General features: G+C 41.3%; 15 protein-coding genes. 6 read left to right on the plus strand and 9 right to left on the minus strand.

Annotation, left to right across the window (positions count from 1 at the left end; all coding sequences use genetic code 11):
- The first annotated feature begins 138 nt into the window (after positions 1–138).
- Positions 139–573, plus strand: a complete 435-nt coding sequence (gene tnpA, locus B5F08_RS09855; RefSeq protein WP_087378795.1) for an IS200/IS605 family transposase — start codon at positions 139–141, stop codon at positions 571–573.
- A gap of 135 nt (positions 574–708) precedes the next feature.
- Here the strand turns inward: tnpA and B5F08_RS09860 are convergent, their stop codons facing one another.
- From B5F08_RS09860 to B5F08_RS09895, 9 genes are all read right to left on the minus strand, one after another.
- Positions 709–1563 (minus strand): ADP-ribosylglycohydrolase family protein, encoded by an 855-nt coding sequence (locus B5F08_RS09860; protein WP_087378797.1) that lies wholly within the window; start codon positions 1561–1563, stop codon positions 709–711.
- On the minus strand, positions 1560–2213 hold the full coding sequence (locus B5F08_RS09865) for a vWA domain-containing protein (RefSeq protein ID WP_087378799.1): 654 nt from the start codon (positions 2211–2213) through the stop codon (positions 1560–1562). The genes B5F08_RS09860 and B5F08_RS09865 overlap by 4 nt, the downstream gene beginning before the upstream one ends.
- 80 nt (positions 2214–2293) lie before the next feature.
- Positions 2294–3304 (minus strand): macro domain-containing protein, encoded by a 1011-nt coding sequence (locus B5F08_RS09870; RefSeq protein ID WP_087378801.1) that lies wholly within the window; start codon positions 3302–3304, stop codon positions 2294–2296.
- Between the two features lie 49 nt (positions 3305–3353).
- Positions 3354–3542 (minus strand): hypothetical protein, encoded by a 189-nt coding sequence (locus B5F08_RS13390; RefSeq protein ID WP_087378803.1) that lies wholly within the window; start codon positions 3540–3542, stop codon positions 3354–3356.
- A 121-nt stretch (positions 3543–3663) separates the two neighbouring features.
- Complete coding sequence (locus B5F08_RS09880) at positions 3664–5577, minus strand: sigma-70 family RNA polymerase sigma factor (protein ID WP_087378805.1); 1914 nt, start codon at positions 5575–5577, stop codon at positions 3664–3666.
- A 33-nt stretch (positions 5578–5610) separates the two neighbouring features.
- On the minus strand, positions 5611–6726 hold the full coding sequence (locus B5F08_RS09885; protein WP_087378807.1) for a hypothetical protein: 1116 nt from the start codon (positions 6724–6726) through the stop codon (positions 5611–5613).
- Positions 6727–6822: 96 nt separating this feature from the next.
- Positions 6823–6990 carry a hypothetical protein gene (locus tag B5F08_RS13285; RefSeq protein WP_158096278.1) on the minus strand — a complete coding sequence of 56 codons (168 nt, stop codon included), beginning with the start codon at positions 6988–6990 and terminating at the stop codon, positions 6823–6825.
- Between the two features lie 157 nt (positions 6991–7147).
- Entirely contained in the window at positions 7148–8794 is a 1647-nt protein-coding gene (locus B5F08_RS13395) for a LuxR C-terminal-related transcriptional regulator (RefSeq protein ID WP_204245186.1), read from the minus strand.
- Between the two features lie 12 nt (positions 8795–8806).
- Positions 8807–10156 carry an ABC transporter substrate-binding protein gene (locus B5F08_RS09895; protein WP_087378809.1) on the minus strand — a complete coding sequence of 450 codons (1350 nt, stop codon included), beginning with the start codon at positions 10154–10156 and terminating at the stop codon, positions 8807–8809.
- Between the two features lie 421 nt (positions 10157–10577).
- Between B5F08_RS09895 and B5F08_RS09900 the strand changes: the two genes are divergently transcribed.
- From B5F08_RS09900 to B5F08_RS09920, 5 genes are all read left to right on the plus strand, one after another.
- Positions 10578–10943: a hypothetical protein gene (locus B5F08_RS09900; RefSeq protein WP_087378811.1), complete on the plus strand. Its 366-nt coding sequence runs from the start codon at positions 10578–10580 to the stop codon at positions 10941–10943.
- A 5-nt stretch (positions 10944–10948) separates the two neighbouring features.
- Positions 10949–11224 (plus strand): zinc ribbon domain-containing protein, encoded by a 276-nt coding sequence (locus B5F08_RS09905; RefSeq protein WP_087378813.1) that lies wholly within the window; start codon positions 10949–10951, stop codon positions 11222–11224.
- A 189-nt stretch (positions 11225–11413) separates the two neighbouring features.
- Positions 11414–12301, plus strand: coding sequence for a hypothetical protein (locus tag B5F08_RS09910; protein WP_087378815.1), 888 nt, complete (start codon positions 11414–11416; stop codon positions 12299–12301).
- A gap of 18 nt (positions 12302–12319) precedes the next feature.
- On the plus strand, positions 12320–12598 hold the full coding sequence (locus B5F08_RS09915; protein ID WP_087378817.1) for a hypothetical protein: 279 nt from the start codon (positions 12320–12322) through the stop codon (positions 12596–12598).
- A 63-nt stretch (positions 12599–12661) separates the two neighbouring features.
- Positions 12662–14080 (plus strand): SPFH domain-containing protein, encoded by a 1419-nt coding sequence (locus B5F08_RS09920; RefSeq protein ID WP_087378819.1) that lies wholly within the window; start codon positions 12662–12664, stop codon positions 14078–14080.
- Positions 14081–14114 lie beyond the last annotated feature (34 nt).

Consider the following 14114-nt stretch of genomic DNA (forward strand, 5'->3'; position numbering starts at 1 on the left):
TTGTATATAGAAAACCACTCGCTAGGCGAGTGGTTCAAAAGAAGGCGACAGCCGGTGATGTAGAAAATAAAACTCCTTTTGTTGTAAAATAAGCTTGCGGTCTGGCAGCTGCAAGGACAACAAAAGGAGGACATTCAAATGAATGACATGAACATTTTATCACATACGAAATGGAATTGCAAATATCATATAGTGTTTGCGCCGAAGTATAGAAGAAAAGTGTTCTATAAAGAAAAAAGAATAGAAGTAGGAAAAATATTAAGGCAATTATGTGAGTGGAAAAAAATAAAAATAATAGAAGCAGAAGTATGCCCAGATCATGTACATATGTTGGTAGAGATACCGCCGAAAGTATCAATATCAAGTTTTATGGGATACTTAAAGGGAAAAAGTAGTTTAATGATATACGAAAAGTTTCCGGAATTAAAGTACAAATACAGAAATAGAGAATTTTGGTGTAGAGGATATTATGTAGATACAGCTGGAAAAAATGCAAAGAAAATAGAGGAATATATAAAGCATCAGTTAGAAGAAGATAAGGCAGGAGAACAACTGACGATGCCTAATTTCTAAAACTCGTTTACGAGTAGCAAGTAACAAAATATGCAAATGTCAGATCGTACCAACGTGACGTGACACGTGGCTGGGAACAAAGGGTTATACCCGTCTATGAAATACCCCCGGCTTTGCCGGGGGATCATTATTTTATTAAATGTTTTGATAAGGTTTTCTTAACTCTGCGTTCTCTTTCTCCCAGCGGTTTACTATATCCATAAGCGGTTTATCAAGATAGGAGAGAGCTTTCTCTTTAATCCAATCCGGAATACCGTATGCGGCTTCTGCTATGCTTCCGGTTATAGCGGCAACTGTGTCGCTGTCGCCGCCTATAGATATGGCGTTTCTTATGGCGTCCTCAAAGTCACTGCTCTCCAGAAAAGCTATTATTGCCTGAGGAACGGAACCCTGACAGGTAACGTCAAAGTCGTAGCCCGGTCGGATTTCGTCGAGGGTCTGAGAAAGATTGTAGCCGTATTTTTTCTCGATATGCTCTTTGACAGCCTTTTTGCAGTCATCAATGGTATTTGCATCTTTCTTTCGGTAGTAACGGCAAAGGAAAATTGCGTCTGCGGTTGCCATTGCTCCCTTTATGCCCTCAGGATGATTGTGTGTCACTTCGGAGGAAAGCTTTGCAATATCTTCAACCTCCTCCGGAATTTTTCCGGTTTTATCATAATAATCACAGTCCGTTATCCAGCCGCAGGGTGAAACACGCATTGCGGAACCGTTGCCGAAGCTGTTGTAAGGCTCACGTGTATCGGAAATAAGCCATGAAGTGAATTTTCCGCCGTAGCCTGCGCCGGGATACATTCTGCCGTATTTTTTCATAGCGTCGATAAAGTTATCACGCTTGCCGCCCTCCATGATTGCCTCAGCCACAGCGCAGGTCATAACCGTATCGTCTGTGAAAAAGCAGTCATCCTGAAAAAGCGGAAAATCCTTTGTTTTGATATTGTCCCACTCATAGATTGAACCTACAATATCTCCAACGATTGCTCCTATCATCTGCCTTTACCTCTCTTTCTCATGTCTTTTCTTATTCTGTCTAAGTGGCTCTGGGAAACAACACCGCATACACGGTACTCTGATACGGTATTTGATATTGTCTCGTAATTAAGCCTTGTGCCCTGTTTGTCGGGAACATAGTCCACCGCACGGTCTGCGCTTATACCGAATCTTCCTGCTGTTTCCACTGCGTCGATGTTAGCTCCCAGGAATATAAACTCCCAGCCGTATTTCTCTTTTTGAAGATTTACCATCTCTTTAACCTGTGAGACGTTATAAAAACGGCTGGCGTTTTCCATACCGTCTGTGATAATCACAAACATAACCTTTTCCGCACGGTAATCCTCGGCTGTGTTTTTCTGTACAGCTGTGATTTTCTCAATGGTTTTTCCCATAGCGTCCAGCAATGCGGTACAGCCGCCCACTGTATATTCTTTTTCAGTGATTGGGCTTACTGCACGTATGTCTATGCGGTCGTGGAGAAGCTGGTAATATGTGTCGAAAAGCACTGTTGTGATAACACAGCTTCCGTCAATCTCTTTCTGCTTTTCCAGCATAGAGTTGAAACCGCCTATTGTATCGTTCTCAAGTCCGTGCATAGATCCGCTTTTATCAAGTATAAATACAAGTTCTGTCAAATTCTTTTTCATATTGAAGTCCCCCTTTGTTTTCTGTGTCTATATAATACAGGATAGGGACTTCCTTTTGGTCGCTTTCAAAGCGACATCATTTAGTTTCCGCCCAGAAGGGGCTGGTCGTATGTAAACAGAACCTGGTTTATCTCAAATATATCATATATTTTGTTGATAATAAAATATTCCACAATTACATCGAATTTCTGACTGTGGGAAAGGGCATAGCCGGCTCTCTCCAGCAGGTCGTCGGTTTCTCTCAGTGAAAGCTCCAAGGCTATAGCCAAAGCTAAAATTGTGCGCTTGCTGGGCATATATCCGTTTCCTGTGCGAATTTTTGAAAAGAGCTTGCGGGAAATATTGGCTTTTTTGTAGACCTCAGCGTCGGTCTTTCCTTTTTTGTCAATAAGACTTAGCAAAGTGATATTGAAAGGTACGTCCATTTCCATAAGCATATCGTCCAGTCTTTTTGGGGCGGCAGCAGGCATAAGAGCGGAAAATGTCGGTGGGTTTTGCTCTCTGTATATAGCTTTGCTCTCTGTATCCAGCAGTCTTCTTCGCTCTTGATGATGTGCATCAGCATATTTTTGGTCGATATAGCTTTTAACATCACCTAAAAGCTTTTTGCTCACATTGAAGGATGATTTGTCGAATACGGCAAGATAAACATCCATGTCGTGGTCATTGAGAAAATCTTTAATAGCCGATACAGCCACCTTTAAAGCCTCGTCCTTTGGATATCCGTAAATACCGCTTGAGATAAGGGGAAAGGCGATACTTTCACAGTTGTTTTCCAAAGCGAGTTTTAATGACTCAGTGTAAGCCGAACGGAGAAGCTCTTCGCTTTTCTTCTTGTGCCAGCGGCTGTATACAGGCCCTGCAGCGTGGATTATAAACTTGGCAGGAAGATTAAAACCGGGAGTGACAGCGGCTTTTCCTGTTTCTATAGGGGAAAGCTTATTACATGCCGCCTGAAGCTGAGCTGCACCGGCAGCATTAAAAATAGCTCCGCAAACTCCTCCGCCCATTAAAAGCTCTGTATTTGCGGCGTTGACAATAGCGTCAACCTGCATATGTGTTATATCCTGTCTGACAATAGTAAACGGCATACTTTAACCTCCCATAAATAATTGTAATTATTATACTTTATAGGTAATTTTAATTCTGCTTTAAATTTCCGGTAACGGATATAATGTTCATATATCTTCCGCTGTCAGCCTTTATCATATCTCTTTTTAAAGGAATGTCATTTGTTAACTCATCTAAAATTTTAAGAGAATTAGGACCCATCATGTTTTCAGAAATAAAGTTTTTGTCGTATTTGTTTGTTTTAATATATTCGTTCATTTTTATCACCATATAACTAAAAAACCTCAAAAGTGCTGCTTTTATTTTACACCACTTTTGAGTTTTATACAACTATTGAGTTTGAATTATGTGCCTGTAAAAATTATCGTATACAATCAGTTTAAAAATAGCTGTCGTCTTCCATGGGCATTATAGAAACGTATTCGCCGGTGTAGATATACGGATCTAAACCCCACTCCATCTTTAAAGACGGTGCCGCATCCAAAATAAAACCAATATCCTTTTTAATCAGCTTGACCTGTTTTCCTGAAACATCTACAACCAATCCGTCCGCCACAGCATAGCCTGTACCCTCGAAAATTATTGAAAGTTCTTGGTCGGACATATTTCTGAAAGTCTCCAGGCGTACTTTTACAGATTCGCTGTCATTTGCTTCAATGGTTATAATTCCGGCGTTCCAGTCATTTCCGTTGATATACTGACCTATATATTCTTCAGAATTTCCGGAGCTTTCTGTATCCCACTTTGTATCAATAGGTTTCCAGTCAAAGTCCTCAACTGCTTCCTGATTGTTTGACTTTTCCGCAAGAGCAGAATCTAAGTCGAAGGCTCCTTCGTATGTTTCTGACTCTACAGACAATGATACGCCGTCCTCTTTAATTTTATAAGTGTCAATTATATTAAGCTCGGCTCCTCCTGAACCAAATAGGAGCATGGTTCCGTCAGGGTAAATATATAACTGTGAGCGCTCGCCTAAGGAATATTCATCAATAAGCTTTTGTGGCTTGTTGTCTTTTGTGCCGTACACATCTACAACGTCTTTAAATTTAGAGCCGTAACCTATCAATAATTCGTCTGTTCCGTTTCCGTCTATATCGTAGTAATCGTAATAAAATCCTGTGAAATATGTTCCGTCATAACCGCCGTATTGATAATAATAATTCATCATAACATAGTTTATATTTGGAAATTCTGCGGTTTCATCATTAGGGTCAGCGCCCATTGCAAGGCTGTACTCATCAAGTATTGGTTTGTAAACCTCTTCCGGAGATAATTTTATTTCGTTTTCCGTTACTTCCTGAGTTTCCTGTGTAATCTGCTGAGTCTCCTGTGTGATTTGCTGTGTTTCCTGTTGTGGCTCTTCTTTCTGATTAAGCGCCACAATTCCTACAGTGGTTCCAATTATGACAGCGGTTGTAATACCGGCAATAATCTTTGCGGCGATACCTTTAGCGGCTGTTCCTCCCGCTGTTTTTACTGCGGGCTTGGTTGATGCTTTTAATACATTTTCTGTATTAGTTCCGCCGGCTCCTGAAACAGCAGTACACTCCTGCTGGATAGACTGCAAAACAGCAGTATTTGGGATTTCCATGGCTTGTGCATCCATATTTTTGAAGAGCAGCAGCAAGAATGGAAGCGGTGCAAGGCTGTAAAGTTTTGTACCTTTCTTTTCCAGCTCTTTTACCTGCATTTCTATTTTCTTTCTTCCGTAAGAAAGTCTGGATTTTACAGTGTTTTCGCTGATACAGAGTGTCTGAGCTATTTCCTTTACACTCATTTGTTCATAATAGAACATGCCGACTACAAGTCTCTGTTCATCGCTTAAAGAGTCGAGAATTTCTTTTACAAGTCTTGTTGTTTCTTTTTGGTCGATTACTACCTCAGGCAGATTTTCTGTTCTGTCATCTTCAAATTCTATAAAAGCGTCATCCTCTGTAGACATTGTTGAGAACATCACAGGTTTAGTTTTTCTGAGATAATCGACTGCACTGTTATGAGCTATTCGTTTTATCCAGGCTCTGAACTTGTCCGGGTCCTGTAATTGAGAAAGATTTTTAAAGCCCTTTACATAGGAATCCTGAACAATATCCAAAATAGTATCTTCCGATTTTATCAATGCTTTTACGGTGAAATAAACATTGTTATATGTACGGTTATATAATTCCGTAATGGCGTTCTGATTTCCATTTTTAGCATTTTCAATCAAATTCAATGAAAAGCCCTGTGGTTCTCCGCACTTTGGACAGAGTTTTGAATCTGCCTCAAGTTTGGCACCGCATTTAAAGCATTTCATATTTTCCCCTCCTGAATTTAATGATTAAGGATATTATACACCATAATCAGCGTTTATGTCAGCTTCCATTTTCGATTTATCCTCATAAATTCCGCCGACCTCAAAGTATACACTATTATCTACTAAATTACTGTTGGAATCGATTGTCAAATACTTTGCAACAATAAATCCGCTGGCACCTGTAAAAGTTTTTTCTGTTTGATTTTCAAAATATTCACGGCCCAACCAGTAATAAGAGCCTGTTGTGTCAACTGTAAAAGGAATGATTGTAAATTCTTTATTTGCGCTTTCATAAGTATCTTCTGATAAGGTGAAATTTGAAAAGGTTGTGCTGTCTGTGCTCATATCAAGCTCTGTTCCCTGACTGTCATGAAATCTTACACGTCTTTCTGTTTCTGCTGAAAATGCTTTTTCAAGTTTACTGATAAGCTCTGTTCTGTCCTCTTCATTGATTTGAGAAAGATTATCCACATAAGAGTTCAAACCTTCTACGGTAATTGTTTTCTCTGTTTCTTTTAAAATATAGCCCTCATCTGCTGCTTCTTTGGGAAGCTCTGCGATAATTTTAATCTGATCTCCGTTTTTTATATCGAACTCTTTGTCCGCACGGTAGGTTATCAATGAATAGGGTTCGCCGGTGCATTTGTTTTGTATTTTCAATGCTGCATATGGGGAAGTGCCGGAATACTCTAAAATAACGCCGTTTTTGGTGTTAAAAATATCTTCAGAAAAAGCATCCACTTCAATGGGTTCCTTTAAACCATCTACTTTGAATGTTTTCTGACTTTCGGATACTGTTACTTTATTTTCTTTTGCAAATTCTTCGTCACAGGTTACACTTACAGTAACCTCATCGCCGTTTGAAAGACAGGTTTCCTTGTCGAGCTGATAAGATATAGTTGTTTCAAACTGTGATATCCATCCTATTTTTTCAAATTCGTCCATTGAAATTTGTCCGTCCGTATCTCCGGCTAAATCCTGTTCAAGCTTTACAGTATCAACATTGTATACAGCCTTTCCCTGTCCGTCTACACCTGAAAATACAACTGTCACATAATCCATCAAATCAATTTTAGTGTTTCCGCATCCTGCCAATCCTAAAATCATAATAACTGCTGCTGTTAAAAATAATATTTTTGTCTTTTTCATTTTCTGTTCCTCCTGATTATTTAAAATAAGATTAAAATTTGCCGGCAATATTAAAAAGGTGTTTGTTAAATTTACAGCAACTGAAATCACGCTGTGTTAATGCTTACCGGACGTATTATTTTTTTCTTTTTTGGGCTTTTGATTTTCAGAATTCGTAAATAATATACTTAAAATTCTTTCCAAAAGCCATTTAGCCGTTATCGGGTCAAGCTGTTTTTCTTCTATAAAACCTTCAAATAGTCTGTAAAAATCATCTGTACCCACCTTTCATCACCTCTTTTTACTTCATAGACGTAAAAAATGTGGGTTAGGTTTTAAAAAATAAAAAAATTTAAAAAAGACAGATATATCAATTAGTTAATATAACTGATATATCTGTCTTAAAATGTTTTTTCTTTTATTGTTAATCTGATTAGCTCTGTTAACCAATATCCTTTGATTTTTCTTCCTCTTGCTTCATAATTGCGGAATAGCGCAAAAGCTGTTTCAGGGAATGTACGCCAAGCTTTGTGTAAATATTTCTGTTGTGAAAACGAACCGTGGATTCCTTTAGTCCTAACAAATCCACAATTTCCTTTACGGTTTTTCCGGAAATATAAAGATTTAATATCTCTTTTTCTCTTTCTGTAAGGAATTTAAGACCGTTCTTGAAATCCTCGTAATCGTACGGATCGACTTCGTTCTTTCTGGAATACGCCAGCCTCTCCACCTGCTGAACGGTTTCATTGTGTGCGTTCTGAATTTTTTCAAGAGAAGTCAGCATATCCGCCTTTTCTCTTTTTATTTCGTCAAGTGCAGCTTCATTGATACGATCCTGTTCGGCAAGAAAAGCGAACAGGTCATCTATTTCCAAAATGCCTGAATGTCTGTCGTATTCTTTTTGCTTGAGCTGTTCCAGACTCTTTTTAATAGGTGACAGGTACCTGCGTGTAAAGAAATAACTGCATCCAATCGTTGCTGAAAGAATAAGCAGAACAAGCAGTAAAATACGCAGGGTATCATCAAAAACCCATCTGTCAAAGTCTTGTTTGGGGATAAGAGTCGTCAGAAAAAAGCTGTCGCTGTTCCTGCATAGATTAACTTGCTTTATAACACCGATATAAGATGAAGTATCTCCCCGAAATAAAGTCAGCCCACTTCCGAAAGGAGAGGGAATGTATACTCCGTCAGGCGGTAAATAATATCCATCCGTTATACCGCAGCTGAAACTGTCTGCATAATTTATAATGCTTTCTCTGCCTTTGTTAATCGTAAATACAGCGTGATCCAGCTTGGATGGCTGACTGAATGTGTGCTTGAAATAACTCTCGCTGATCTCAAACCCGCACAGTCCGTATACTGTTTTGTCTTTGCCTGTAATCGGGATTGTCATTAACATAACTCTTTCCGATGTTCCCGTAAGAGTAAATATATCGGAGATGCGATATGCGCTGGTCAGGGGAAGTTGGGCACTGTCCGTCAGCTCGTTGTAGTTTGGAAATAAATCAGTATTAAACTCCAACCGCCATTTTCTGTGAGGCATAACGCCGTGTTCTTTTCCGAGCTGTGTGAGTCCCCGATAAAGCAAAATACCGGTATCCGAGTAATCTAAAGAACTGCGCTGCAAATACAAACCCGTGTGAGAGTTTTCGGCATTATCCGCATCCGCATTTACCGTTGCATTCAGAACAATAAAGGCTCCTGAACAGTTGGCTTCAAGAAGCTTTTGCCTGAGTATATCGAAAGTTGCTTCCTGAACAGCGGCAATGTTTTCCTCTGAATCATTGATATCTGAAAAATCAATATGATTTTCTGAAAGGTAATTTTCAATAGCATCGGCAGTATCGACAGACAATTGAATGCTCATAACAGCCAATCCTTCAAAATGTGATTCAATTTGTCTGTGAAAAACATCAGCTTGGAAATCCAAAGTTTCAAAAGTTGTTTGCTCTGCGCCTGTAAATTGTCCTAATAACAGCAGTCCGGAAAACAGCAATGTCAGGACAAGCGCCGCAAGAATAAACATATAGGCTAAGAGCTTTCGCTTCATGGACTGCTTTTTACCTGTAAAACCGGACAACAATTTCATTCCGCCACCGCCTTACTCTATCGAGCGAAACAATTCCCATGTTTCATCAGCCAGCTTTGCGGCGTCTTCGCCGTTTGCAAATCTTTCAGTAAGCTGTGGCTGCATCTCCCGAAGCTTGTCATACAAAGCGTAGACTCTTTCGTAATATCCGGCAAAGGAAGGTTCTCTGACAGCGGTTGCCGTTTCGTTCACCTCTAAAAGCGTTGTATAAAGGTTTTCATATGCTTTGCTTTCGAAATCGTAATCTTTGATTTTTTCAAAGGAACCTTTGTTGACAGGCATGTATCCCGTTGATGCTACAAATTCAAGATTCCGTTCTTCCTCCGTGATATAGCGTGCAAATTCAGCAGCAGCCTCTGCTTTCTGCTCGGTAGTCTTGTACGAACAAAGTCCCACGCCGGCAAGTGTTACAAGCAGATCTGAGCCTTTTGTTTTCGGAAGCGGTACAACCTGCAAATTCATCGGTTCAGTTGTGTTATCGGGATATGTAATGACATCGTTGTAATAAAGAATGGACGCACTCGAACCGATACCGGCAATAACCTCGCCCGTCATCACCATGGTATTGGAATAAAGGTCGGAAACAACAATGTGTCCTTTGGAGATTGCCTCGGCAAATTCCAGCCACGACTCTTTGAGGATAGGATTATCGAAGTCATACCAACCTTCCTCGGTGTAGAAGTTTTCAGCGCCTTTTGAAAGCGCATTCAGTTCAACACAGCGAATTGGATAATCCAATGCACAGAAAGGTTTGCCTCCCGACCATTCATAGTACTTTTCTGCAACGGCAAAGAAACCGTCCCAAGTGGATAGATCGTCATAGGATACGCTCATGTCCTTTGCAAAACAATCAAATTGTGTACCTGTAACATACAAAACATGGGTGGACTTAGAAACAGGAAATACCGCAAGGGTATCTCCTATTTTTCCGTCTTCCAAAAAGTCCGGCACATAATTGTTTAATTCTTCCTCGGTAAATATGTCATTCCAATTCAGTAAATTAGAAACGCCAAGTTCCTCTGCATTACTGCTGTGGCAGAAAAATAAATCCGGCATGGACGGAACACCCGGAACTTCGTTTTGAGCGTCCAGCAGCTTCTGTCCGATCTGAGAAGCGTTGGACATCATTGTGACATTTATGATTATGCCTTTATCCGCTCCCACTGTTTTGTTGAATTCTTCAATCAGCCGGTTCATGGGGGAGTCGGACTGTTCGCCGTAGACGTGCCACATGGTCAGCGTGACCGGATTATCGGGATCAAGTTTTGATTTTGAACTGCAGCCTGTCATGTTTAAACAAAAACCGGTAATGCTGAAAATCAGGAGCAGCCCTGCCAAAAAGAAAGATAGTGTTTTTTTCATGATTTCCTCCTCGTTGTAGATACTACAACAGACTTCCTATCTGGTTTCCTATCAAAATTACCTAAAATAAGTAAAAAACCAATATTTTTTTCAACTTAACCTATCAATTTTGAGGTTTTTGACGGGGTAAAAATAAGAATTCTTCTGTATAATTTATTTGCAAGAGTACTTAAGGAGGGTATACGGTCTTGCCGTTTTGTACGAAGATAAACTGGGGTACCCTTTTCTGAGATGATTTTTTCTCAGAAAGAACTCTGTCTGCGTGCCAACGAAGTGTAGAGTTCCGCCCTGACTATCATGTGATTTATTTATATTATTATATATTATATCATATAATATTGGCTCAATCAACGGTAAAACGTGATTTCTTTTTAGTGAACTGTAGCTCATATTTTTACTTAAAAAGGAGGGATAAAATGAGATGGAAGAAAGAAAAACGGCTACATATGAAATCACTTCAGAGGCTGGCGGAAACCGCTATCGTTTTTACTGTGATGTTTCAGGCGCACTGGTATGCATAACAAAGCCTTATCATGCGGATACACCTAAAGAGGAATTGATCCTGGCGTGGGAAAAGGAAGGTAGACAGCATTTTAACAAATGCCGAAAATGCGGCAAATGGATTATCGATGCGGTGTATAATCCGGTGGTTTTTGAGTGCACCGACTGCGCTCCCTTTGAGTATGAAACAAGGTACTGCAAGTCCTGCGGCGCAAAAATCAATGTTGATGCAGGTGAAAGGTTTTGCCCCGTGTGCAAAAAGAAATTACATTATGAAGGAGGTTGACACTCGTGGCAGAGAAAGAGGAATTAAACTGGCTGGAGGAATGTGGATTCGGCCCGAAAGTAATGAAGAGCATGAAAGTGTGTCCTCACTGCGGGACTGTGGTAGACAACGAGCACAGAGTATGTCCGGATTGCGGTATGAGACTGCTTACAAAAACATTGTACGACCGTTACCGTGAAAGACATCTCTGCTGCGACAAATGCGGCACGGTGCTCGCCGATGATTCGAGATACTGTCCCCATTGCGGAAATTCTTTGTATCTGAAAGTGTCAGGCGGTTAAGCTGTTCGGTGGTTGTTCATTGTCAGCACAAAGAGAAATTTAAACATAAAATAGTCATACTTCTTTCTATTTGGGTTATGCATTTAAGGGTGCGAAAGCAGTAACAGCCGACGCACCCTGTACCCGAAAAGATTTGTATACCGTGCATTCCGATATGAATATTAAAATAAACACAAGGAGGAAAACCGTATGAAAAGAATTCTTTTCCTGTTTTGTACAGCGATACTGGTTATCTTTTTATTGAGTGGATGTGTGGTATTGCCGGGCATCAACATGCCTGATTCCGGCGAAAAAGAAACCATAGACGGTAATTCTGTGACTGAGCCGGAAAATACTGAAACTGAGAACGACGATTTGAAATCACTGCAAGAGGAAATCCGTCAAAGGGGATGTACAGTCGGTGTGGCTTTTATTGGATATGTAGACAGCGAAATTAACGAAGCCGATTTGTCTGCTTATATTGAACTCAGTGAAGCCGGTCAAACATATCCCTTCCTCCTTTATGAATCGCTTTTTATGACCGAGGGACAGGAGCTGTATGCCATAATTCCGGCTAATGAAAAAGGCAGAATAACTCTGTACCCGTCTGCTATGACGGAATACGGCGAATATGCAGATGACAAAAGCAATCCTCTTTATGAGGGAAAGCCCGGAGAGATTATTCTTCTTAGGTGTAATCTAAGCGAGATTTATTCAAATGTGCTTATCACCGCCGACGACGGCGTAAATTCTGTTGAATTTCGTCCTGAGCTCTCCATGGAAAACGGCAGGTTGGCAAAAATCTCCGGAGTGTACGATTTTTCGGTATACGAGGAATTTCCCGACGACAATTCGATACACGCTGCAATGGAAATTCTAATGGAAACCGACGAGGTAAAGTCTTACATGGAGCAGGGAATGTACCTTATGTATACCGGAGATATGCAGGTGATAAATGACCGTGCCTGTCTGCTTTTTACTCTGGGAACGGATAATGAAGAACAATTTGTCGGAGAGCACTATTACGGCGTATGTGACAATTTTATATATGTCTATGATGAAATGGACGGTACATGGACGACTATGGGAGCCGGATAAACCGAAAGGATGATATAAATGCGCAATACAAAACGAAGCGGCGGTTTTTTCCTCTGTTTGATTCTCAATATGTTGATAAGTATTTTGGGAATTATTCCGGCGGCTGTTTTGCTGGTTCTGCATTTTTGGCTGAAAATATCGCTGTGGTGGTCGGCAATAGCATTTGCCATATGGGTTTTGTGTGTTGTTCTGTGGACAGCCGTTATGTACCTTGCAAACAGATACGGAGCGGTAGAGGATGTCCCAAAGGAAAATAAAAATCCGTATTCTGTGGGAAATGAAAAAAATAAGCTGTAATTAAAAAGTACATGCCAAAATGCAGTTAAATCATTTTTATAAAATTAGAAAGGAGTAAATATAATGGGACTTATTAAAGCGGGGCTTGGTGCAATAGGAGGTACGCTTGCTGACCAATGGAAGGAATTTTTCTACTGCGAGTCTATGCCGAAGGATGTGCTTGTCACAAAGGGACAAAAGTGCATCACAGGCCGTTCCTCCAACACAAAAGGAAACGACAACATTATTTCCAACGGTTCCGGCATTGCCGTAGCCGACGGTCAATGTATGATTATAGTAGAACAGGGCAAGGTTGTGGAGGTATGTGCAGAGCCCGGTGAGTTTACATACGATACATCCACCGAGCCGTCAATCTTTGCCGGAAGTCTTGGAGAAAGCATAAAGCAAACCTTTAAAATCGTGGGAAAACGCTTTGCCTACGGCGGAGACACGGGCAAGGACCAGCGTATTTACTATTTCAACACAAAGGAGCTTATCGACAACAAATTCGGTACTCCTAATCCCATACCTTTCCGTGTGGTTGACTCAAAAATCGGACTGGATTTGGATGTGTCTTTGCGCTGTTCCGGCGTATATTCCTATAAAATTGCAGACCCGCTGTTGTTTTACACCAATGTATGCGGAAATGTGGAGAGGGAATATTCCCGTGATGAGCTGGACGGCCAGCTTAAAGCGGAGTTTATCAGCGCTTTGCAGCCGGCATTTGGCAGATTGTCAGACCTGGAGCTTCGTCCAAATCAGATAGTCACCCACAATACCGACCTTGAAAATGCTATGAACACGGCGCTGTCCGAAAAATGGGGTGCACTTCGTGGTCTTAAGGTTGTAAGCATTGCCCTTGGTTCTGTCACCCTGCCGGAGGAAGACGCCGAGATGATTAAGCAGGCTCAGCGTACAGCGATTATGCGTGACCCTACAATGGCGGCGGCTACTCTTGTTGGCGCTCAGGCAGACGCAATGAAAACAGCGGCAGGCAACACTGCCGGAGCTATGACAGGCTTTATGGGTATGGGCATGGCGATGAACTCAGGCGGCGGAATGAATGCGCAGAACCTGTACGCCATGGGACAACAGCAGGAACAGGCCAAAGCTTCTCAGCAGATTCCACAGGAGAGTGGAACGGAAACCTGGAAATGCTCCTGCGGTACATTGGCAGGCGGAAGATTTTGCCCCAACTGCGGCTCTAAAAAGCCTGAGCCTCAGCCTGCGGCAGGCTCATGGAAATGCAAGTGCGGCAACACGGCTACCGGTAAATTCTGCCCGGAGTGCGGTTCTCCAAAGCCTGCGGACACAGAGGGCTGGACCTGCGTATGCGGTACTGTAAATAAAGGAAATTTCTGCCGCAACTGCGGTACAAAGAGACCGGTAGGTACACCGGTTTACCGATGTGACAAGTGCGGCTGGGAGCCGGAAGACCCAAAGAATCCACCGAAGTTCTGCCCGGAATGCGGTGACATTTTTAACGATAATGACAGGCAATAACGATTCAATTGCTGATATCCGCAATTGAATAAAT

This window comes from Anaeromassilibacillus sp. An172, assembly GCF_002160515.1.
In the GTDB taxonomy this organism is placed as follows: Bacteria; Bacillota; Clostridia; order Oscillospirales; family Acutalibacteraceae; genus Limousia; species Limousia pullorum.